The sequence below is a fragment of the Pseudolactococcus raffinolactis NBRC 100932 genome, from assembly GCF_001591765.1.
In the GTDB taxonomy this organism is placed as follows: Bacteria; Bacillota; Bacilli; order Lactobacillales; family Streptococcaceae; genus Pseudolactococcus; species Pseudolactococcus raffinolactis.
The window spans coordinates 1-21,268 of the sequence record NZ_BCVN01000026.1; the positions used below are offsets into that span (position 1 = coordinate 1).

Genomic DNA, 21,268 nt, shown 5'->3' on the forward strand with positions numbered 1-21,268 from the left:
CCATTTTTAGTTAATTTTCATGTCCGTTACTAATCTGGACGATGATTGTACAAGTCAGTGGTACAAATTCATTAAGCGAACTCTGACCGACAACAATACCTTTCGTTTCGGAACTATTCACGTATTGCACGCGATATGTGATGTTAGCTCCTTTCGATGTGTAATCGTTATAGAAAGTCCCTTGCAAATCACCCTCAGTTTGCCCTTTCAAATCCTTGATGTAGACACGACCGAACGAGTATGTTGCGATAATATCTGGTATCGTATCTTTTGCAAAATACTGGGTGCCCGCTGCCACAGACTGGCTGATAAAGCCACCGTAAGGGATGTTATCACTATAAACTTGTTTTGAGATGACAGGTAAATTTTTGGCTGCTCCACTTGATTCGTCAAAGGTAAACTGTGAAAAATCAGGAACAATCATGGGCTTACCAAGCGAGAGCTTGATAGTAATCGTATCTGCTTTCGATACTTTCTGCCCCTTAGCAACTGATTGAGAAATCACCTTATCCGCCTCAATCGTTTCACTTCCCTCTGTCTCAAAAGTGACTTTGACACCTTTATCCTTACTCCAAGTCTTAATCTGTTCCTTGGTCTGACTTAGAAAATCAGGCACATCAATATTTTGCGTAATCGGTTCTTTACCTTTAGAATAATATAATGTCAGGTTGTCTTCACGTTTAAAAGTTTCGAGTGTGACAGTTTGATTGGCAAAAGTTTGTTTAAGATAGGTATCTTTTGCGATTGTTTCTGAATACTCCAGTTGTACTGACGTATTTTCAAGCTTATTTTTCTTGATAAAGTCACGCGTTTCAGCAACTGGCATCTTAGAAAAATCCGGAAGTTTAATTTTTTCTTTTGGATCAGCACCTAGACTAACCGTTAGTTTAACCGTTTTTTTCTTAGATATTGTTCGATTTTTGTCTGTTGCTTTAATAACTTGATTAACTTTTTCATCAAAGTTATAGACACGGCTAACATCTAATTTGACCTTATGTTCATCCGCCCAAGTTTGTGCTGTACTCACAGATTTCCCTATGAAATCTGGCACTTTAATATGTGTTTGACCATAATAAAACCAAGAAATACCAATCACCGCCAAGATACTAACGCAACCGATAATGCCACGCTTCATTTTTTGTTTTTTAGCAAAAGATTGATCTTTGACAAGTAAATCATCTTCCTCATGGGTAGATGTCGTTAGATTGGTCGAAGTTGATTCTGAGTCACTGTCTATCTCATTTTCTGATAGTTCATTACCAACCTCTGTAGTTGCTTCAAAAGTCTCTGAGGCAGTTTGTTCGAATGATGAGGTGTCTACTTCAGAAACTGTAGTTTCTACATCTGATGCTACATCTTGATGATCAGCAACAGTCTTCTTATATTTATCGTTCGTAAAATTTGATAAAAAATCACTCATTAATTAAATTTCCTTTTTTCAGACGGTAAGTCACATCTGATTTTTCAGCCACTTCTTGGGAATGGGTCACAACAATCACAGCCTTATCATTCTCATGTGCTAAACGTTTAAAGATTTCGATAATCTCACGCTCTCGTTCTTCATCAAGGTTTCCTGTTGGCTCATCAGCAAGGATGACATCACTATTGGTTGCAAGGGCTCGAGCAATCGCAATCCGTTGCTGCTCACCACCTGATAACTCACTAACTAGACGATCTGCCTTTTCACGCGTAATACCGATATAATCCAACAGATTATAAGCTACAGCCTTCTGATCGGCTGGTAAGACATTATCCGTAATATCCATGGTCACAAGGACATTTTCAGCAGCCGTTAAGTAAGGAACCAGATTATTATTTTGAAAGACAATCGAGATCTTATTACGACGGTAATTTTCAAGGCCAATCGTCTGTATATCTGTACTTTCAAAAAGGACTTGGCCTTCTTTAGCTACATCCAAACCTGCAATCATGGATAAAAATGTTGTTTTGCCAGAACCTGACTCTCCGACAATAGTATAGAATCGCCCCTTTTCAAAGCTAACTGAGACATCACGTAAAATATAGCGTTGCATGTCCCCATCTTGATAGTAATAATTCAGTTTTTTTGTTTCAATAATTGACATAGCTCTTTACCCCAACAAGATTTTCTTTGGCTTTAATTTGAAGATATAAAGCGTTGATAACAGGACTGAAATAATGACGGTTCCTAAACCCGTAAGTAGATAAGTAACAATGTAGAATGGTGTAAATGAAACAGCATAATTATCAGCGATCGTTTTCGCATCAAACGTCACACCTGTATTAAACATAGCTGATGAATTCATCACACTACCACCCATCATATTATCTATCACCTGACCACTGTCTGAGTTAAGAAAGGCTTCAGAGGCAAAACTGCCTAAGAACTTCCCTGTAATGAGTGAAATCACAAGCGCAACAATCGCAACCGTCAACACTTCAATCATGATTTGTAAAATGACATTTGACTTTTTATCACCAAGTGACAGATAAATGCCCAACTCACGTTTTCGATCTCGCATAAAGAGCAAGATAACCAACAAGATTAATACAATCGAGAGAAGAACCGCAGCAATAATCACAGCCTTTGCAATCTTAGATAATTTATTAAATTGACCCGCTATGTTATTAAATTCATCTGTGGAAGCCATCACCGAAAAGAATTTCGGTAAAAGTGGTTTTGTGTCAGCTTTAAACTTTTCAAGGTCATCCACTGATTTCAACTGAAAAATCGGAATGTAGTAAGGCTTATAGGCAGCTTCTGCGTCTTCTTCACTCATACCAGCCATCGTATCCGGATAATCAGTCATCACCATTTGCCTAAAACCTTGATCCATATTATGAACAGCTTTATTAGGCATATAGATCGTGTTGTAATTATCAAAATCAAAGGCTTCTTGCCCTGAACCGCCAGGAAAAGCTGCCGCATGAACAACTGAACCGTTAGAGGCTTTGCCAGATTGACCTGATTTTTTCTGAACCGCTTCTAGCACATCATAGATTCCAACGACCTTAACTTTCGTATCATATGTTTTGACATTTTCTGGCTTGCTTTCAGCATTATCAGTATTACCCAGCCCTTGAGTACTTTGGTCAAGGGTCATCTCATCTCCAACATGTAGCCCATTTTTTTCAGCGAACTTCTTAGAAATCAAGACAACATTTGCCCCTTTTGCAATGTCATCTGCCGTGAAGACACTACCTTCAGCCAATTTAATTTTTCCTAAAGCAATATCCATAATTTTAGGATCTTGGACACCCCTAACTGGAATGTAGGTGTTGATAAAACCACCATTTGCTTCGTTGCTACTATTCTCTTTATCCTCAGATTTTTTATCCGCTGCCGGATCATATGTCTTCAATAGCTTAGATTCAAAGCCAGTCTGTTCCGAATAATCATAGTTTTTAACATAAGGACTATCCGCAATTTTTTGAATCATTTTTTCATCAAGTGCTGAATAGTCAGCACTTGTCATGCTTTCCATTTCTTTTTGTCTCTTAGTGTCACTCCAGTCTATCCCAACTGTCGCGATAGCACCCATTTGCTCTTTGGTCGTTTTTTCAACATTTTGTGTGGACTGCTGAATGATGACACTACCCGCTAAAATATTACCCAGTATAAAAATGACCGCAAACAGGATCATTGATTTCGACTTTTGTCGTGTAACTGAGCGGATTGCTCGTTTAAAAAAATTCATAATTCTCCCTATTCTCCTCATTCACCATTCACTTCAGGTGCCATTAAAAATGAAACATTTTAATCATTCAATATTATCAAACACATCGAACATCGATATCACACATTATTGTTCTATGTGTACTATTATATGTAGTACAAATGCCTTTGTCAATGATAAGCTAGGGATTTCAAAGAAAATCTACCTGAATACTAGAAGAGATTAAGCGATTATCGTTCAGCCAAGACAGAGATATGCTACAATAAAAGATATGAAAACAAATTATGATACGATTATTATCGGTGGTGGCCCTGCAGGGATGATGGCAGCCGTTGCCAGCAGCTACTACGGCCACAAGACACTGATGCTAGAAAAAAATAAGAAACTTGGTAAAAAACTTTCTATGACAGGTGGCGGTCGCTGTAACGTGACCAATAACGGCACGCTGGAAGAAATCCTCGAGAATATCCCACACGGTGGCAAGTTCCTCTACAGCACCTTTGCCCAGTTCGATAACCATGATATTATTGCCTTTTTTGAAGACAATGGCACGCCCCTTAAAATCGAAGACCACGGCCGCGTCTTTCCAACAACAGACAAATCACAGACCATCATCTCCGCCCTCCAGGCTAAAATGGTCGAGCAAGGTGTCACGATTGCGACCAACTCAGAGGTGCTTTCGACCACTAAAGCAGACGACGGCAACTTCTTAGTCAAAACAGCCGATACCACCTTCACCAGTCGCAAACTCATCGTCACGACTGGTGGCAAATCCTACCCTTCAACCGGATCGACCGGTTACGGCCATGACATTGCGCGACACTTCAAGCTGAAAGTTACCGACCTCAAACCGGCCGAAAGCCCGCTCACCACAGACTTCCCCCACAAAACCTTACAGGGGATCTCCCTACGCGAGATCACGCTAACCATTAACAACCACCCCATCACCCACGACCTCCTCTTCACCCACTTTGGCCTCTCTGGCCCTGCAGCCCTGCGCGCTTCAACTTTCGTCACGGGCAATGGTACTGATGATGTCACACTCGATTTTCTACCGACAGTGTCTGAGGACGAGCTCTCTGACAAATTTGAAGAGCTGAGAGACAAGTCTGTGAAGAACGTCGCAAAACTGCTGCTCCAAGAACGTTTAGCAGAGTTTCTCATCACCACAGCTGGGATTGATCTAGATGCTAAGGTCAAACAAATCTCTGTTAAAAAATTAACCGAACTCTTTCATCTCATGAAAAGCTTCCCGATAAAAGTCACGGGTACCATGAGCTTGGCTAAGTCCTTTGTTACCGCTGGTGGCGTCGACTTGAGTGAGATCAAGCCTAAAACGCTCATGAGTAAAACAGTGGAAAACCTGCATTTTGCAGGGGAAGTTCTGGATATTAACGCTCATACTGGCGGCTATAACATCACCTCAGCCCTCGCAACTGGTTGGGTGGCTGGGATCAGTTAAATCAGTAAGTGACTGGAACAAAAGTCCGAGAATCATAGGGGATGAACGTTTTTCGATGTTAGTCAGAGCCGTTCACAGTCTATTTCTGTATCACTTTGGACAAATTATCTAGTAACATAATCATACTGTAAGAAATAGTATAAAAAAAGAGAAAAGCAGACTGGCAGTTTTGAGCGCATTGCCTAGTGTGCTTTTCTTTTTTAGTGGCTAAAGACTTTTGTCCCTGACTCTTTTGACAGTTTACAGAATACCCCAAATTTCACGCGCATAGAGCTCGATCGTATCATCACTTGAGAAACGACCTGAGTTAGCAATATTTTTCATGGCCTTAGACTGCCAAGTGTTTTTATCCTTATAAAGTTCTGAAATGTAGGCTTGTTTCGCCACATAATCATCAAAGTCTTCCAGTAAGAAATATTCGTCATTATAAGAAATCAAGGCATCCCAAATTTCATAACCTTCATATTGAGTATTTGGAATCGTCCCATCTGTAAAAGCATCCACGACGCGTTTCAGTCTCGGATTTGTTTCATAGATGTGGCGAGAATTATAGTCATGACGTGCATAGTGGTCATAAACCGCATCCTTATCCATACCGAATATGACAATGTTGTCCTCACCGACAGCATCCTTGATTTCGATGTTAGCACCATCAAGTGTCGCAAGCGTAATTGCCCCATTCAACATGAATTTCATATTAGAAGTACCGCTGGCTTCTTTTCCGGCTGTTGAAATCTGCTCAGACACATCTGCTGCAGGCACGATAAGTTCTGCTAGGCTGACGTTATAGTTTTCTAGGAAAACAACCTTGAGCTGATCTCTCAGGCTCTCGTCCTGGTTGATCAAATTAGCCAATTCGTTGATGATCTTAATCACAGATTTGGCAAAGTGATAGCCAGGTGCTGCCTTAGCACCAAAGAAGAAAACACGTGGTGTAATTTCTAAAGTCGGATCATCTTTCAAATCTTGGTAGAGTTTAATGATGTGCATGACATTGAGCAACTGACGTTTATAGGCATGAAGTCGCTTAACTTGTACATCGAAAATGGCATGAATTGGCAAATCAATCCCTTGCGTTTTCTTCACGAAATCAGCCAAACGCTGCTTATTAGCCTGTTTAACTTGGTAAAAGTCATGCTGGACAGCTGCATCATCAAGGAATTCTTCTAATTTTGATAACTCATGAACGTTTGAGCGCCAGCCTTTACCGATTTGCTTGTCTAATAAAGCAGACATGCCTGGATTAGCAATTTGACTCCAGCGGCGTTGAGCGATCCCATTAGTTTTATTGTTAAACTTCTCTGGATAGAGGAGATAAAAATCTTTGAGAACATCTTCAATCAATAACTCTGTATGAAGTTTTGCAACGCCATTGACTGAATGACCACCGATAATCGACAAATTAGCCATATGAATCTGACCATTTTGAATAACCCGTGTATGATCAATCACTGATGCATCGACTTTACCTGCCCATGTTTTGACAAATTGACGATCAATCTCTCCGACAATCTGATAAATTCGGGGCACGATTTCTTTAAACAGACCCGCATCCCATTTTTCCAATGCTTCAGAAAGTACGGTATGGTTGGTATAACTCATGACTTTCGTTGTCGTTGCCCAAGCTACTTCCCACTCTAGATTATAGTCATCGATCAGGATACGCATGAGCTCAGGTACTGCCATGGCCGGATGTGTATCATTGATATGCACCGCTACTTTCTCATGAATCTGCGCCATCGGCAAGCCCATCTTAGCATAAGACGTGACAATTGTCTGCAAGCCAGCAGAGACCATGAAATATTCCTGAATCAAACGCAGAGATTGACCCTCACGCGTCGCATCATCTGGATACAGCACACTTGTAATATCCTCGATTCGACGACGATCAGCTAGAGTCGGATAATCAAGCTCATATTTCTCTGGAATTTCCACATCCCACAGACGCAAATTATTTACCACGTCATTGTTAAAGCCGATTTGCGTAATGTCGTAAGGCACCGCATGCAGGGTCTTAACATTTTCGTAGACAGGTTTTAAATCGCCATTCTCTTGGGGAACGAGGTAGACATTACCATAGATTTTGACATCTACTGCCGCGTGCGGTTTCTTTGTCTCCCAGACATTACCATCAGAAGATAGCCAAGCATCTGGTAGTTCAACTTGGTAGCCATTCACAATTTTTTGTTTAAACAAGCCATATTTATACCGAATCCCGTTCCCAAATCCTGGTGCACCGATGGTCGGTAGGCTATCCATAAAGCAAGACGCTAAACGTCCTAGACCACCATTACCTAGAGCCATGTCACGCTCAGCTTCGACCAAATCCATGAGGTCAACACCAAGCTCACTCAAGGCTTCCTGAACCAGGTCATAGATGCCAAGGTTCAAAAGGTTAGTCTGTAGCATCTTACCTGGTAAAAATTCAATTGAGAAATAATAGGCTGTTTTTTTCTGTTCTTTAACGATTTCAGCACGATGACGGAGCCAGTCCGGCATAACATAACATTTAATTTGTTTTGCTAATGCAATAAAGCGTTCATCAGCTGTTGCTTCATCATTTTTAATCATGAAATCTTCATGAAGCTGCATTTTAAAATCTTGGATAATTTTTTCTTTAGTTAATTGCATCACGATAGCCACCTCATCTTATTTGGTATGTTTGGGATGTGTTATCATCACATTAATTTTATTTTAACATACTTTTAGGGTAAGGCTCACTCTAAAATTTTTATTTTGGACATTTTAGAGTGAACTTAGCCCATTAGTGCTTGATAGAGCTCAAGATAGGCAAGACTTGCCGTATCCCAAGAGAAGTCAGCTATCATGGCTTGTTTTTGTAAGTTCGCCCAAGCAGTCGGCTGATTAAAGTAAACATCTAGGGCATAAAATAGCGTTTGGGTCATTTGGTAACCAGAAAATTCATGGAAGCTAAAGCCTGTCCCGCTACCATCGAATTGGTTATAAGGCTGAACTGTATCTTTTAATCCGCCAGTTTCATGTACCAAAGGCAGTGTGCCATAACGCATGCTCATCATTTGTGATAAGCCACATGGCTCAAAGGCTGAGGGCATTAAGAAGAGATCACTCCCAGCATAAATCATCTGTGCTAATTCTAAATTAAAGGTGATATTAGCTGAGAATTTATCTGGATAGGCCTGACCAAAGTAGGCAAAGTCATGCTCAAATCTTGGATCACCCGTGCCCAATAAAACGACTTGCACATCACGTTCCAAAATATGAATCATCTCATCAACCACGAGATTAAAGCCTTTTTGATATGTCAAGCGACTGACGATACCAATCACCGGCACATCATCTCTGACTGGCAAACCTAGACGCTCTTGGAGGATTTTTTTATTGGCATATTTGCCAGATAAATCACCTGCATTAAACGGCACAGCGAGATTTGGATCCGTCATCGGATCATAGAGTGCTGTATCAATCCCGTTAATCAAGCCCGTTAACTTGCCTGATTCCATTCGCAAGATAACCTCCAAGCCTTTACCAAACTCAGATGTCTTAATTTCCTCAGCATAAGTAGGCGACACAGTCGTCACACGATCTGCGTATAGAATTCCCGTTTTTAACCAGTTAAAACAGTCGGCCAAGCGGACCGTACCATCTTCGTAGCGCTCTGTTCCCATACCAAATAAATCGGGTAACATATTCGGATCAAAATAACCTTGAAATTCAATATTATGAATCGTTAAGACTGTCTTAATCTGAGAGAAAGCTTGAATCCATTTATATTTTTCCTTGATTAGAAAAGGCAACAAGGCGGTGTGATAGTCATTGACGTGGAGAATATCTGGGACAAAGTCCAAACGTTCGATGACTTCCGCGACAGCAAGTTGGAAGAAAGCGAAACGCTCGCCATCATCATCGTAGCCATAAACTTCGTCACGGCCACCAAAATAGTCTGCATTATCAACGAAATAGAAGACTGTTCCTTCCACCTCGATTTTTTTGATGCCCACATACTGATGACGCCAGCCGACATTGATAAATGTCCAAAAGACATCTTCAGCTTGTGCCCCATATTTTTCAGCAATTTTCTTATAGTATGGCAAGATAACTCGCGTTTCAGTCGTCGCGTCTTGCTTCAGTGATTTAGGCAGGGCACCAATCACATCACCTAAGCCTCCCGTTTTGATAAACGGTGCAGCTTCAGCTGCCACTAATAATATCTTCATAGGGTTCTATCCTCTGTCACACGACCTTGTTTTTCAATAATGATCGGCTTTTCTTTTGTGCCAATTACTTGGACACCTGGTGCAATTTCAACTTCTTTATCAACAATGGCGTACTGCACACGTGCACCTGTACCAATTTTGACATTAGGAAAGATAATAGAATCCGAGATACACGCTTCTTTTTCAAGCTGACAACGACGGGAAATGATTGAATTTTCAACACACCCCTCGATGACTGAGCCAGATGCAAATTGTGAGTTGAAAATTTCAGACGAATTGGCAAAATATGTCGCTTCTTCGTTTTTCACTTTAGTATAAACTTTTTGTGTCGCATGTAATAGTGACGTGAATTTCTGAGGATCTAACATATCCATATTGGCATCATAGTAAGATTTGACATCATGAATATTTTTCATGTAACCCGCGTACTCATAGCCAAGTGCAGCAACATCCACTAACTTATCTAATAAGAGATAGCGAAGTTTTCTTGGTGATTCTTCGTACTGCTCAACTTCCATTAAACTAATCAAGAAATCTGTATTGATGATGTAAATCCCTGTTGACATAGCAATCAAGTCATCTTCAGCGTAGTGGCTAGCATCATAGTCTTTTACACATGAGACTGTATCTGTTTCATCCAGATTAAGGACACTGTTAACTGAACTCATCTGTTCTTTCGGCATCTTTTTATAAACGACACTCATGTTTCTCTGATTAACTTCATGAACATGAATCAGCTGCTCTAAGTTGATATTACAGAGCACATCAGCAGTCGAGAACACAGTGTAGACGCTATGTGACCGACGCAAGAAAGTTAAAAGTTGCGGGTAATAAGTCGAATCCGTAACGGTTTCTCCAATGTCATCATTACTATAGAATCCTACAAAGAAATGATTCAAAAGTGAGTTAAGCCCCCACTCACGACCAGTTCTGATATGGTCCAAAACAGATGGGACATTTTTTTGTGAGAAAACACCACAAATATTGGTAATTCCTGCATTAACCAAATTAGAGAGTTGGAAATCAATCAAGCGATATTTGCCATCAAATGGTAGGGTGGCAAGTGGTCGTGAATTCACTAATTGGTCTAGTTTATGTGTTCCAAGTGCATTTCCTAAAATGGCACAATATTTACCGATCTTCATCTTCTAACCCCACTTTTTCTTTATAGCCTACAACTGCGATTTCTTTCTTAGTCCCTATGATTTTCACATTGGTACCGATTCGACTGCCTTCACCAATTATGGCGTTCTTCACGACTGCGCCTGGCTCGATAATACAATTCGTCATAATAAATGAATCTTCTACTTCTGCTGTCTCATGAATTTGCGCATTGGTTGAAATAATCGAATGTTTTACAGAACCCGCAACAATGGCACCATCGACAACGAGAGAATCCCGTACTTTTGCGGTATCGCTGATGAAATTAGGTGGTGCAATTTCATTATGAGAATATATTTTCCAGCTACGATCACGGCTGTCCAATTCATTTTCTGGTGAAATATACTCCATGTTGGCTTCATGTAGAGATTCAATCGTACCTACGTCTTTCCAATAGCCTGAAAATTCATAAGCATAAACGCGTTCACCTGCTTCCAGGTAAGTTGGAATAACATTTTTACCAAAGTCAGACATATCAATCTGATTTTTTTCGCCACTTTCTAAAATTTGGCGCAACTCTTTCCAGTTGAAAATGTAAATCCCCATAGAGGCTTTGGTTGACTTCGGATTCTCTGGTTTTTCTTCAAATTCAACAATCCGGTTAGACGTGTCTGTGTTCATGATACCAAAACGACTAGCTTCTTCTATTGGGACATCCATAACAGCTACAGTCAAGTTAGCTTGGCTATCTTTATGCGCGTGTAACATGTCATCGTAGTCCATTTTATAGATGTGGTCACCAGACAAAATCAAGACGTAGTCCGGATCTAGTTTGTCAATGTAGCCGATATTTTGATAGATGGCGTGACTGGTCCCTTCAAACCATTTATTGCCTTCCGTCGCTGAATACGGTTGCAAAATCGTCACGCCACTATTGATGCCGTCAAGCCCCCAAGCAGAGCCATTACCGACATGGGCATTAAGTTCAAGAGGTTCATATTGTGTAATCACACCAACATTTTTAATACCTGAGTTGGCACAGTTTGAAAGTGCAAAGTCAATAATCCGATAGCGACCACCAAATTGAACTGCTGGTTTAGCGACAGTTGATGTCAGAGCACCCAGACGTGTGCCTTGCCCCCCTGCTAAAATCAGCGCAAGCATTTCTTCTTTCATACTTTCTCCTTCTTTTCATTCACATTTATATCAAGGCAGACTATGCCACATGTTAAGACAAGGTCATGTGCTACCAGATAAACTTAAGATTAGATTTTTTTGTCAAGCACATCTAGCACCTTTTGCCAGTTACCATTTTTTAAAGTCCGCTTATAAAAGGCGTATACAGTACCATATGGTGGATAGATCGCAGGTAATTTAGCCCAAACTGTTCCAGTCTGCTGAATATAGAGGGCGGCGTTGACTAGGTCGCGCTTCTCATATTTCGCTCGACTTCCCATAGGGAAATACTCGGCTAACAAATCCCATTCGGCATCAGTAAGCTGATGAATATCGTCGGCTGTTGTTTGAGGGCTTGACTTAATGGATTTCTTAGCTGATTTTTTAACAGACTTTTTTTTCTTGGTTTGTGCTTCACCATCGTCTTTCGATAGCTTCCATATCACGGCTCCAAGTGCCGGCAATGTAAAGCTCAGCGTGTTTTGATAATCCTTCCACTGACCTTTTTGTGTCGCTGTATCAGCATTGTGCGCTAACCACGAACCGCCAAATTCAGTCATCTCTGAATTAAGCACCTCTGTATAGGCTCCCGCAAACGGGACCCCAATGGTAAAGTTTGCACGTTCAATCGGTGCCATATTAAAGACACAAATCAACTGATTGCCTGACGCATCTTTCCGGATGAAACTCAGGACACTCTCCGCGGTGTTATCCGCGTCGATGACTTCAAATCCCGCGTAATCATGGTCCAGTTCGAACAATTGTGGCGACGCCTGATAAAAATGCGCAAGCGCTGTCGTGAAGGCTTGCATCTGGTCGTTCATCTCATCAGAGACTGCCCATTCTAGTTGCCAGTCATATTTCCATTCCAAAAATTGGCCAAACTCTTGTCCCATAAAGAGGAGTTTTTTGCCAGGATGACAAATCTGATAGGCTAGAAGGTTTCTTAGACCTGAGAATTGCTGGTAACGGTCTCCCCACATCTTATGCATGAGGGATTTTTTACCGTGAACGACTTCATCATGTGAAAAAGGTAAGATAAAGTTTTCATCCATCATATACATGAAGCTAAAGGTCAGCAAGCTGAAATGTTGCCCACGATAGAGGGGATCCATCTGATAAAATCTCAGAACGTCATTCATCCACCCCATGTTCCATTTGAAGTCGAAGCCTAGACCGCCCATCTCTAACATGCCTGTGATCTTGATTTGACTGCTAGCTTCTTCTGCTGCCATGATGACATCAGGATGTGCGAGTTTAATCACACTTGTCAATTTTTTGAAAAATTCAACACCGTCATGATTGGTGTTGGAACCATCTGGATTTGGCGTCCATGGCCCTTGATCATAGTCCAGATAAAGCATATTGGATACTGCATCAATTCGAACACCATCAATGTGATAGAAATCAATCCAAAATTTAAGGGATGAAATGAGAAAGGCTTGGACTTGTGGTTTAGACAGATCAAAATTTAAAGCCTGCCACCCAACGTTACGGGCACGATTGCCATCTTGATACTCATAAGTCGGCGTACCATCAAAATACGCAAGCGCATCATCATTTTGCGAGAAATGTCCTGGCACCCAATCCACGATAACACCTAATCCTGACAAATGCGCTGCTTCGACAAAATTCTGAAATTCTTCTGGTGTCCCATAGGTGTGCTCCAAAGCGAAATATCCTGTTAACTGATAACCCCAGCTCATGCCTAAGGGATGGGTCATAAGTGGCATAAATTCTATGTGGGTATAGCCGAGTGATTTGACATAGGGGATCAAGGTTGCTGTCAAATCTGAAAAAGTATAGAGCCTACCATCTTCATGGCGTTGCCAAGAGCCAGCATGGACTTCATAGATATTCAGTGGCGCACTGAACATATTAGCCTTGCGACGCGCCGTCACCCAATCCTTATCCTGCCATTCCTTAGGCTTGACATCATAGATTTGGGCTGCCGTATCTGGTCGCTCTCCAAAACGAATCGCATATGGATCCATTTTTTCAATCACTTGTCCTGACGCACGTGTCACAAGATACTTGTAATAAACACCTGCACTAGCCTGTGTATCAGACAAGGTCACTTCCCAGACACCGTGATCATTGCGTGACATTGGCACGGGATGATCTCGCCAATCTGTCATATCGCCAATCAATTGCACCTGCTGCGCATTTGGTGCCCAGACTCGAAAAACACGCCCATTTTTGGTTTGATGGCAACCTAAATAATGCTGCACATGAAAGTTTTCTCCCGTTGTGAACGTCCTCAGGGCCTCATCTGCTAATTTTTGATTCATAATTGTCCCCTTTCTTGTCATTTATTTATTACTTTACATACTCATCTTATCACAATATTTCCTTTATGACAAAATATTTTATATATTATAAGAAAAGACAGTCTATTCAGACAGTCTTCTTTTTTGTTATTTAAATTTATAGACACTTTCAAAAGCACCCAAAAAGAATGCGGGATAATCAACTTTTTTGTTTAGAAAAGTCATGTCATTTAAATCAACCATCATCCCTTGATTCGATATATTGAACACAAAGACAGCAGTTTCATGTGAATCATCCCTAATAAGACCGAAAATTCTGTCAGAATAGAACAATGATAGATTACCAGTCGTCAAAACAGAGGTAGATTGTCTAATTTTGATCCATTTTTGATAAATCTTACGTGTTGATTCATTAACATTTTCCCAAGGGAAAAAAGCCCGATTTTCAGGGTCTTTGTGCCCAACTAGACCAGCTTCATCTCCGTAATAAATAGTTGGTACACCTGGCAAGGTCATCAATAACCCGACTGCCAGATCTAATTTCGTTAGATTTTGTCCCAACTGCGTTAAAATACGCTCGGTATCATGGGTACCGATGTTATTAAAATTATTTAAAAAGACATCTGTCGGATAGTTTTCTGATAGCTGCATGAGCTTTCTTGCAGCCGTTTCTGGTGTCATTTCACCCCTCACAAGACCCAAAATAATATCTCGAAATGGATAATTCATCGTTGCATGCAAAGCATCGCCATAGATATATTTACGGTGTTGATTATAGGCAACCTTGCGTGACGCATCTTCCCATACCTCACCAATCAAGACTTGCTCAGGATAATTTTCCAAGGTATCGCGAATGCCTTTAATGAAGACATCCGGCAACTCGTCAGCTACATCCAAACGCCAACCGTCAATTCCTAAATCATTCCATTTGCTGAGCACACTATCGTGCTCTCCATAGATATACTGCTGAAAATTCTCTTTCGTTTTATCAATGGTTGGTAAATCTTTAATCCCCCACCAAGATTTGTAATCATCAGGGTATTGATTAAATGTAAACCAATCAAAGTAAGGAGATTGCATCGTTTGATAAGCGCCTTGACCACCAGACTTGCCGTCAAAATCAAAATATTTAGAATTTCTACCGACATGGGAAAAAACACCATCTAAAATCAGATGCATTCCTTCTTTGTGCAAGGTATCAACCAGCAGCTTAAAATCAGACTCAGTGCCCAAAACGGGATCAATTTTCATGTAGTCACTGGTATCGTAGCGATGAGAACTTCTGGCTTCAAAAATCGGATTGAGATAAAGCGCAGTGATGCCCAGTGATTTGAGATAGGGGATTTTATCGATAATACCTGCTAAATTTCCACCATAATAAGTCCAATGTGTGATGTCACCATTAGCTTCCCTGATATAGTAAGGAGAATCTGTCTCTTTACCATAGAAAAAAATATTATCCTTAGGATTTTCTAGATGTCCTTTTTTAGCAAAGGAATCTGGGAAGATTTGATAGAAAATCGCTTGGCGATACCAGTCGGGCGCCTTTTCACGTTTTAGGAAAATCGTTTGGGTGTAGGGAATAACTGAAATTTCATCCACATAAGTCGTACCAGGCCCTCCTCCAATATCAGTCGCACCGTAAAAATAACGGTACTCATGAGTGTCATCAAACTCAGTAATTTGGAAATAATAGTTATAAAAGCCAATTTCTGTCAGATTAGGTAAGGTCATGCGAAAGACACCATCAGAAATGGCCGTCATTTTTTCATAAGATTTAAAGCCATTTTCAAATTGTAAAACGATATTGACCGCAACCTGATGCTGTGTTTGAATCATCAAGTCAAATTCAACCGTTGTCCCGACAAGGACAGCGCCAAATGGTCGTTTATGCTCCTGTAGCCAAGAATTATAAGTGATTTCAGCCATAATTATTCCCCATCGTGACTAGCAATGATCGTCAATTGACCTTCGAATTGCCAGTCAGAAATATCACTTGTCAAAATGAAGTGATCGCCTTTTTGAACTGGATAACTTATCCCCGCAACGGTCAAACTTCCTTGACCGTCCAAAACCGAGCATAACGTATAAGGTGCCGTCTTTATAAAGTCTATCGGACCAGAAATTTCCCATTTTTCAACTGTGAAAAAGTTGTTAGAGACGTAAGATGTCTTAACAAGGTTGGAAAGTTCCGTCACAACAGGTGTCGTGTTAGCAGGCGCACCAAAATTTAGCACATCAATAGATTTGTCAATATGCAACTCACGCAAATTGCCTTGGTCATCTTTCCGATCAAAATCATAGACACGGTAAGTCGTATCAGATGACTGCTGGGTTTCCAAAATCATAATGCCTTTACCAATGGCGTGCATCGTACCACTTGGCACGTAGAAGAAGTCGCCAGCTTTAACTTTAACTTTGGTTAATAAATGATCCCAGTCTCCCGCTTCAATCATGGCACGTAATTCTGCCTTATCTTTGGCATGGTGGCCGTAAATAATTTCAGCATCGGGATCTGCCGCGATAATATACCAGCACTCTGTTTTTCCTAACTCACCTTCGTGGGCGAGACCATAAGCATCGTCTGGATGAACTTGGACACTGAGCCAATCATTGGCATCCAAAATTTTAGTTAAGAGTGGAAATACTTCTTTTTGTGAGTCACCAAATAACTCCCGATGATTTTTGTAGAGCACATCTAAAGTTTGACCAGCAAATTCACCATTTTTAACCGTTGACAGACCATTGGGATGGGCAGAAATCGCCCAATACTCACCGATTTTATCTGTCGGCAGGTCATAGCCAAAAGTTTTGAGATGGTCACCACCCCAGATTTTTTCCTGAAAAACTGATTTAAGAAATAATGGTTGTGTCATGTGTCACTTCTTTCTGTACTGTTTTTATGGTTGAAACTTTTCTATCTCTATTTTACCAAATATCCTTGAAAAAAAGGGATTTGATGCGAATTATTCTGCCGTATTTTTTGTATATTTTATACAATAGTAACTTGCTATTCCTCTTAATATATGATAAGATATTCATATGAAAAACATTTCAAATGATACCCTGACAGAAATCATCCATATTCATAAAGTTTTATCCAATCCCTCTCGCGTTAAAATTTTACTCCTCTTATCAGACAAGCAACAAAACGTTTCGCAGATTTCAGAAGCTATTGGTTTGGAGCAATCTGCTGTTTCCCATCAACTCAAGATACTCAAAGCCCATCAGCTCGTAACCCAAGCCAGAGATGGCAAAGCCATCAATTACCAGATTGGCGATAGCCACATCCTACAACTCCTCAAACTCTCCATTACCCATGCGCAAGAATTAGAAAGTGACCACATCCATGACCCACAACCATCACAAGACAACGCCTGACGTAGAATCTGGCAAGCGGATCACGATTGTTTTTGTCCTCAATATTGTTTTTGCCATCCTTGAATTTATTTTTGGCGCCATGTTCGGCTCTGTGGCCATTCTCTCCGATGCCGTACATGACTCGGGCGATGCGATTGCTGTTGGTTTTGCTTGGTTTTTCGAGAAGGTTTCTCGCAAGAAATCCAACCACTCCTATACCCTCGGCTATCGTCGTTTTTCCTTGCTCGGTGCCTTGATTACCAGTGTTATTTTACTCGTTGGCTCCACCCTTGTTATTCTAGAAGCTATTCCACGCCTATTGCATCCAACACCGGTTCAAACGACTGGTATGTTCTGGCTGGCTATTGTCGCTGTTATTGCTAATGGTTACGGGGCTTATTTAATGACGAGAGGGCAATCTCGCAATGAAAGCATTCTCAACCTCCATATGTTAGAAGACGTCCTCGGATGGATTGCAGTGCTAATTTTATCAATTGTCATGCACTTTCAACCCTGGTATTGGTTAGACCCACTTTTATCTCTATCTATTTCAATCTTTATTCTGACAAAAGCCATCCCAAAATTTATTGGGACTTTACGGATCTTAATGGAGGCGGCACCAGAAACGGTCAACTACGCTGCCTTGGTTGCTGAACTAGAAAATGCGCCTGAAATCGATCAGGCGACTGAACTCTGTATCTGGTCAATTGACGGTGAAAAGCACGCTGCCATGCTGCATATGACTATCACTATTTCTGACCAAGCCCAGGCCAAAACTGCTGCACGTGCGATTCTAGAAAAGCATAATGTCGCTTATTCTGCTATTGAAGTAGATGGAGATATGCTGGAACATCAGGCACATCAAGAAAACGAATTGAAAGTATGAAAAATCCCTGAACAGCTATTATTACTGTTCGGGGATTTTTCTTTAAATTATGCGAATAAATTATTCGCCGATTTTTGTCAAAATGGCATTGATGAACTTAGCATCTTTTTCATCATTGAAAGCTTTAGCCAGTTCGATCGCTTCGTTGATGGCCACAATACGTGGTGTTTCAGCAAATAAAATCTCAAAGGCACCTAGTCTTAAAATCACACGATTGATTGGCGACAAACGTTTAACCGACCAATTTTTTGATAAATATGTCGTGATCTTGTCATCAAGCTCTATTTTCTTGGCACGCACACCATAAACCAAGGCCATCATAAACTCTAGGTTAGATTTATGCGCATCATCAAAGCGATCTGTTAAGATATAAGCTGATGCTGGAATTTCAACCGTTGGTTCTGGACTGGAAACAGCACCTGACCCCAAGGCTTGCTTGGTTACACCACCTTCTCGGTTGGGTGTGAAAGAATAGACTGTTCCTGGCCCTTTTCGCTTAGGCTTAACAGCTACTGGATTTTCATCTACCAATTCTTGGCTTGCCAGTCTGTCGTCATTGGTTAAGGCAAATACCATGGCATCTTCAACAGTTTCATCAGGTGTCATTTCGAGTTGATAGAGGGATTGCACAGCACGAATGCGAATTTCATGCTGGCTTAATGGCTTAGTCGACATCCAAAAAGTCCTCATCAAATAGTTCTTTGAAGTCTGGTTTTGGTGTCTTTTCAGGCACAACACCAGCAACATGGATATTGACTTCATCAATAACGATATCGCTCATATCAAGGACGTTATCTTTGACAACACGTTGCATCTCCATGGCAACATTTGGTACAGAAACGCCGTAAGTCAAGTAGACATAGATGTCTACAACAACTTTGTCGTCTTCTTGGTGGACATATACGCCACGGCCATCTGCTTTTTTGCCAATCAGGTCTGCAAAACTTTTGTTGCGCAAGCCATAGACACCGTCAATTTTTGCTGCAGCAACTGCAACAATCGTTTCAACAACTTGTGGTGCAATGACGATTTCGCCGAGTGCTTCAGCGTTGGTAATTTTATTTGTATCTGTCATAATTTCTTTCCCCGTTTCTTAGGACATTGTGATGCGGCGACGAATGGTTTCGGAGAGACTAAAGGTCACCAGTTGGCTTCATCACGAGGTGATTAAGCACGTTTCAAGTAAGCACCTGTCTCAGTATTGATTTCAAGTTTTTGGCCAACTTCGATAAAGTCAGGCACGTTAACAACAAGACCAGTTTCCATCGTAGCTGGTTTACCAGAACCTGTTACAGTAGCGCCTTTGATCGATGGTTGTGTTTCAGTTACTGTCAAAACAACTGTTGTTGGCACTTGAACACCAATCACTTCTGTGCCGAAGAATTGGATTTTCACTTCTTCGTTTTCAAGGATAAATTTCAACTCGTCTGCAACACTTGCCACTGGAATTTCATATTGGTCATAAGTTTCGTTATCCATGAAATAAGCTGTATCATCCATTTGGTAGAGGTATTGCGCGTTATGTGTTTCAATAATGGCTTGGTCGAATTTTTCCTCAGGACGATAAGACGTATCAAAAGTTGAACCAGTCCGAACATCACGAAGTTTCATCCGCATGATCGTGTTACCTTTACCTGGTTTGTGGTGACTGGCTTCTAAGACGCGCAAAAGTTTGCCGTCAGTTTCAAAAGTCATGCCCGCCTTGAGTTCGTTTGCTGCTACCATTTTTTATGTTCTCACTTTCATTTTTTGCATATTGATAGGGTGCCACTAAAAACTCAGATTTGCGTCTTTTGGCTAAATTTCCCAATCGCATCGTTATTGCTTCGCACCTTGCAATAAGCACATGCACTTTTTTGTGGCGAGTAACCACAGCCACAAGCCTTGTCGCAATGCCTTGCGCTTGAAAAATTTAATCAAAAGCTAGCAAAAGCAGTTTTTAGAGGCGCCCTACAGGTTCTCTCCATTTTAACATATTTCAAACCATTTCGCTAGATTTATAACCAATTCAATGGCGCTTATAGGATAATCAGCTCTCTTGGTGCCTTGGTTAGAACTTCAACACCTTGGCTTGTGATCAGTAGATCATCTTCGATTCTGACACCACCTAGGTTTTCAACATAAATTCCTGGTTCATTTGTGATGATCAGATTTTCAACCAAGCGTTCTTGAGATGTTTTTGGAAAATAAGGAATTTCATGGACGTCAAGGCCTAACCCATGACCGATGCCATGCGAGAAGGCTTGACCGTACCCAGCCGTCTCAATAATATCACGCGCCGCACGATCATAATCTCCAAATGTCAAGTCTGGTGCACTGACATCTGTAACAGCTTGTTGCGCTTTTTGCACAATTTGATATATTTCTTGCATTTGAGGGCTGGCTTCACCGACAAAGAAAGTCCGTGTCATGTCGCTCGCATAGTGATCATAATAACAGCCAAAATCAACCGTTACTGTATCCCCAAAGTCAATCGGTTTATGCGTTGCACGACCATGTGGCAGTGCACTGCGTTTACCTGACGCAACGATGGTATCAAAACTAATACCCGAAGCACCTAAATCACGCATTTTAAAATCTAAGAAATTAGCAATCTCAATTTCCGTCTTACCTGGTTCCACAAACTTCAAAAGATCATTGAAGGCTTGGTCTGAAATGGCACAGGCTTTTTTAATCGTTGCAATTTCACTTGGGCTTTTAATCTGTCTAAGCACTTCGATGAAGTTAGTCGTCGCTTTGAGCGTCACTCCCGCTAGCTGACTCTGCATTGTTTGAAACTCTGCATAAGTTACACCGTCTTCAAAACCAACTAGTGATACTGCTTCTTTTTTCAGCAACTTAGCAATTTCTACGAAAGCTTCTCGTGTTTCCACGATATCAAAATCCACCGCAACCTCACGCGCCGCAATGCTATAGCGTGAATCAGTTAGCAAATACTGAGCCTTCTGGGTCACTAAGATTGTACCCGCTGTTCCCCAGAAACCACTTAGATAATAAATATTTTTCAAATTTGTGATGATCACGGCATCTAACGCCTCGACTTGCATGCGTGCTCTAACACTTGATAGTCTTGTCATTCTACAATTCCTTTCTGCGATTTCACTGAGTGAAATCTTAAAACTTGACATCCACTTACGCTCCTGCCAAGCGGGGGCATTCAC

The 21,268-nt window shown here is 41.0% G+C and carries 17 protein-coding genes and 1 pseudogene; 3 read left to right on the forward strand and 15 right to left on the reverse strand.

The window, feature by feature from the left end; genetic code table 11:
* Nucleotides 1-10: 10 nt before the first annotated feature.
* Genes LRA01S_RS07700 through LRA01S_RS07710 form a run of 3 tightly spaced genes read right to left on the reverse strand, consistent with a single transcriptional unit; the run spans nt 11 to nt 3,677 of the window.
* Entirely contained in the window at nt 11-1,420 is a 1,410-nt protein-coding gene (locus LRA01S_RS07700; protein ID WP_061775055.1) for a PASTA domain-containing protein, read from the reverse strand.
* Nucleotides 1,413-2,084 (reverse strand): ABC transporter ATP-binding protein, encoded by a 672-nt coding sequence (locus LRA01S_RS07705; RefSeq protein WP_061775056.1) that lies wholly within the window; start codon nt 2,082-2,084, stop codon nt 1,413-1,415. The genes LRA01S_RS07700 and LRA01S_RS07705 overlap by 8 nt, the downstream gene beginning before the upstream one ends.
* A 6-nt stretch (nt 2,085-2,090) precedes the next feature.
* Nucleotides 2,091-3,677 carry an FtsX-like permease family protein gene (locus LRA01S_RS07710; RefSeq protein WP_061775057.1) on the reverse strand — a complete coding sequence of 529 codons (1,587 nt, stop codon included), beginning with the start codon at nt 3,675-3,677 and terminating at the stop codon, nt 2,091-2,093.
* A gap of 250 nt (nt 3,678-3,927) precedes the next feature.
* Between LRA01S_RS07710 and LRA01S_RS07715 the strand changes: the two genes are divergently transcribed.
* On the forward strand, nt 3,928-5,118 hold the full coding sequence (locus tag LRA01S_RS07715; RefSeq protein ID WP_061775058.1) for a BaiN/RdsA family NAD(P)/FAD-dependent oxidoreductase: 1,191 nt from the start codon (nt 3,928-3,930) through the stop codon (nt 5,116-5,118).
* 240 nt (nt 5,119-5,358) lie between these two features.
* Here LRA01S_RS07715 and LRA01S_RS07720 read toward each other — a convergent pair whose 3' ends face one another.
* The 8 genes and pseudogenes from LRA01S_RS07720 to manA all read right to left on the reverse strand — a co-directional run bounded on the left by LRA01S_RS07720 (nt 5,359) and on the right by manA (nt 16,737).
* Nucleotides 5,359-7,749 carry a glycogen/starch/alpha-glucan phosphorylase gene (locus tag LRA01S_RS07720; protein WP_061775059.1) on the reverse strand — a complete coding sequence of 797 codons (2,391 nt, stop codon included), beginning with the start codon at nt 7,747-7,749 and terminating at the stop codon, nt 5,359-5,361.
* A 125-nt stretch (nt 7,750-7,874) separates the two neighbouring features.
* A complete protein-coding gene (gene glgA / locus LRA01S_RS07725; RefSeq protein ID WP_061775060.1) occupies nt 7,875-9,314 on the reverse strand; it encodes a glycogen synthase GlgA in 1,440 nt (479 codons plus the stop codon).
* Nucleotides 9,311-10,459, reverse strand: a complete 1,149-nt coding sequence (gene glgD / locus LRA01S_RS07730) for a glucose-1-phosphate adenylyltransferase subunit GlgD (protein ID WP_061775061.1) — start codon at nt 10,457-10,459, stop codon at nt 9,311-9,313. The genes glgA and glgD overlap by 4 nt, the downstream gene beginning before the upstream one ends.
* The gene (locus LRA01S_RS07735) at nt 10,446-11,591 is read right to left on the reverse strand and encodes a glucose-1-phosphate adenylyltransferase (RefSeq protein ID WP_061775062.1); all 1,146 of its coding nucleotides are present in this window, start codon (nt 11,589-11,591) and stop codon (nt 10,446-10,448) included. The genes glgD and LRA01S_RS07735 overlap by 14 nt, the downstream gene beginning before the upstream one ends.
* An 89-nt stretch (nt 11,592-11,680) precedes the next feature.
* Nucleotides 11,681-11,956: a transposase gene (locus tag LRA01S_RS11420; protein WP_373279978.1), complete on the reverse strand. Its 276-nt coding sequence runs from the start codon at nt 11,954-11,956 to the stop codon at nt 11,681-11,683.
* Nucleotides 11,957-11,983: 27 nt separating this feature from the next.
* A pseudogene (gene glgB / locus LRA01S_RS07740) lies at nt 11,984-13,882 on the reverse strand (1,4-alpha-glucan branching protein GlgB); the annotation flags it as partial.
* 126 nt (nt 13,883-14,008) lie between these two features.
* Nucleotides 14,009-15,790 (reverse strand): glycoside hydrolase family 13 protein, encoded by a 1,782-nt coding sequence (locus tag LRA01S_RS07745; protein ID WP_239519088.1) that lies wholly within the window; start codon nt 15,788-15,790, stop codon nt 14,009-14,011.
* 2 nt (nt 15,791-15,792) lie between these two features.
* Nucleotides 15,793-16,737, reverse strand: coding sequence for a mannose-6-phosphate isomerase, class I (gene manA / locus LRA01S_RS07750; RefSeq protein ID WP_061775064.1), 945 nt, complete (start codon nt 16,735-16,737; stop codon nt 15,793-15,795).
* A gap of 166 nt (nt 16,738-16,903) precedes the next feature.
* Between manA and LRA01S_RS07755 the strand changes: the two genes are divergently transcribed.
* A complete protein-coding gene (locus tag LRA01S_RS07755; RefSeq protein ID WP_061775065.1) occupies nt 16,904-17,242 on the forward strand; it encodes an ArsR/SmtB family transcription factor in 339 nt (112 codons plus the stop codon).
* Nucleotides 17,211-18,107, forward strand: a complete 897-nt coding sequence (locus LRA01S_RS07760; RefSeq protein ID WP_061775066.1) for a cation diffusion facilitator family transporter — start codon at nt 17,211-17,213, stop codon at nt 18,105-18,107. The genes LRA01S_RS07755 and LRA01S_RS07760 overlap by 32 nt, the downstream gene beginning before the upstream one ends.
* A gap of 60 nt (nt 18,108-18,167) precedes the next feature.
* On the opposite strand, the gene nusB is transcribed toward LRA01S_RS07760, so the two are convergent.
* The 4 genes from nusB to LRA01S_RS07780 form a co-directional block, all read right to left on the reverse strand.
* Complete coding sequence (nusB, locus tag LRA01S_RS07765) at nt 18,168-18,782, reverse strand: transcription antitermination factor NusB (protein ID WP_061775067.1); 615 nt, start codon at nt 18,780-18,782, stop codon at nt 18,168-18,170.
* Nucleotides 18,772-19,182 carry an Asp23/Gls24 family envelope stress response protein gene (locus LRA01S_RS07770; RefSeq protein ID WP_061775068.1) on the reverse strand — a complete coding sequence of 137 codons (411 nt, stop codon included), beginning with the start codon at nt 19,180-19,182 and terminating at the stop codon, nt 18,772-18,774. The genes nusB and LRA01S_RS07770 overlap by 11 nt, the downstream gene beginning before the upstream one ends.
* A gap of 92 nt (nt 19,183-19,274) precedes the next feature.
* Nucleotides 19,275-19,832, reverse strand: coding sequence for an elongation factor P (efp, locus tag LRA01S_RS07775; RefSeq protein ID WP_061775069.1), 558 nt, complete (start codon nt 19,830-19,832; stop codon nt 19,275-19,277).
* Nucleotides 19,833-20,125: 293 nt separating this feature from the next.
* On the reverse strand, nt 20,126-21,184 hold the full coding sequence (locus LRA01S_RS07780; protein WP_061775070.1) for a M24 family metallopeptidase: 1,059 nt from the start codon (nt 21,182-21,184) through the stop codon (nt 20,126-20,128).
* Nucleotides 21,185-21,268: the final 84 nt, after the last annotated feature.

Excerpts from the sequence above, each read along its gene's own strand:
- LRA01S_RS07705 (WP_061775056.1), bottom strand. The coding sequence starts at position 2,084 with ATGTCAATTATTGAAACAAAAAAACTGAATTATTACTATCAAGATGGG.
- LRA01S_RS07770 (WP_061775068.1), bottom strand. The coding sequence starts at position 19,182 with ATGACAGATACAAATAAAATTACCAACGCTGAAGCACTCGGCGAAATC.
- efp (WP_061775069.1), bottom strand. The coding sequence starts at position 19,832 with ATGGTAGCAGCAAACGAACTCAAGGCGGGCATGACTTTTGAAACTGAC.
- LRA01S_RS07760 (WP_061775066.1), top strand. The coding sequence starts at position 17,211 with ATGACCCACAACCATCACAAGACAACGCCTGACGTAGAATCTGGCAAG.
- LRA01S_RS07715 (WP_061775058.1), top strand. The coding sequence starts at position 3,928 with ATGAAAACAAATTATGATACGATTATTATCGGTGGTGGCCCTGCAGGG.
- nusB (WP_061775067.1), bottom strand. The coding sequence starts at position 18,782 with ATGTCGACTAAGCCATTAAGCCAGCATGAAATTCGCATTCGTGCTGTG.
- LRA01S_RS07710 (WP_061775057.1), bottom strand. The coding sequence starts at position 3,677 with ATGAATTTTTTTAAACGAGCAATCCGCTCAGTTACACGACAAAAGTCG.
- glgD (WP_061775061.1), bottom strand. The coding sequence starts at position 10,459 with ATGAAGATCGGTAAATATTGTGCCATTTTAGGAAATGCACTTGGAACA.
- LRA01S_RS07720 (WP_061775059.1), bottom strand. The coding sequence starts at position 7,749 with ATGCAATTAACTAAAGAAAAAATTATCCAAGATTTTAAAATGCAGCTT.
- manA (WP_061775064.1), bottom strand. The coding sequence starts at position 16,737 with ATGACACAACCATTATTTCTTAAATCAGTTTTTCAGGAAAAAATCTGG.
- LRA01S_RS07780 (WP_061775070.1), bottom strand. The coding sequence starts at position 21,184 with ATGACAAGACTATCAAGTGTTAGAGCACGCATGCAAGTCGAGGCGTTA.
- LRA01S_RS07755 (WP_061775065.1), top strand. The coding sequence starts at position 16,904 with ATGAAAAACATTTCAAATGATACCCTGACAGAAATCATCCATATTCAT.
- LRA01S_RS07735 (WP_061775062.1), bottom strand. The coding sequence starts at position 11,591 with ATGAAAGAAGAAATGCTTGCGCTGATTTTAGCAGGGGGGCAAGGCACA.
- LRA01S_RS07700 (WP_061775055.1), bottom strand. The coding sequence starts at position 1,420 with ATGAGTGATTTTTTATCAAATTTTACGAACGATAAATATAAGAAGACT.
- glgA (WP_061775060.1), bottom strand. The coding sequence starts at position 9,314 with ATGAAGATATTATTAGTGGCAGCTGAAGCTGCACCGTTTATCAAAACG.
- LRA01S_RS07745 (WP_239519088.1), bottom strand. The coding sequence starts at position 15,790 with ATGGCTGAAATCACTTATAATTCTTGGCTACAGGAGCATAAACGACCA.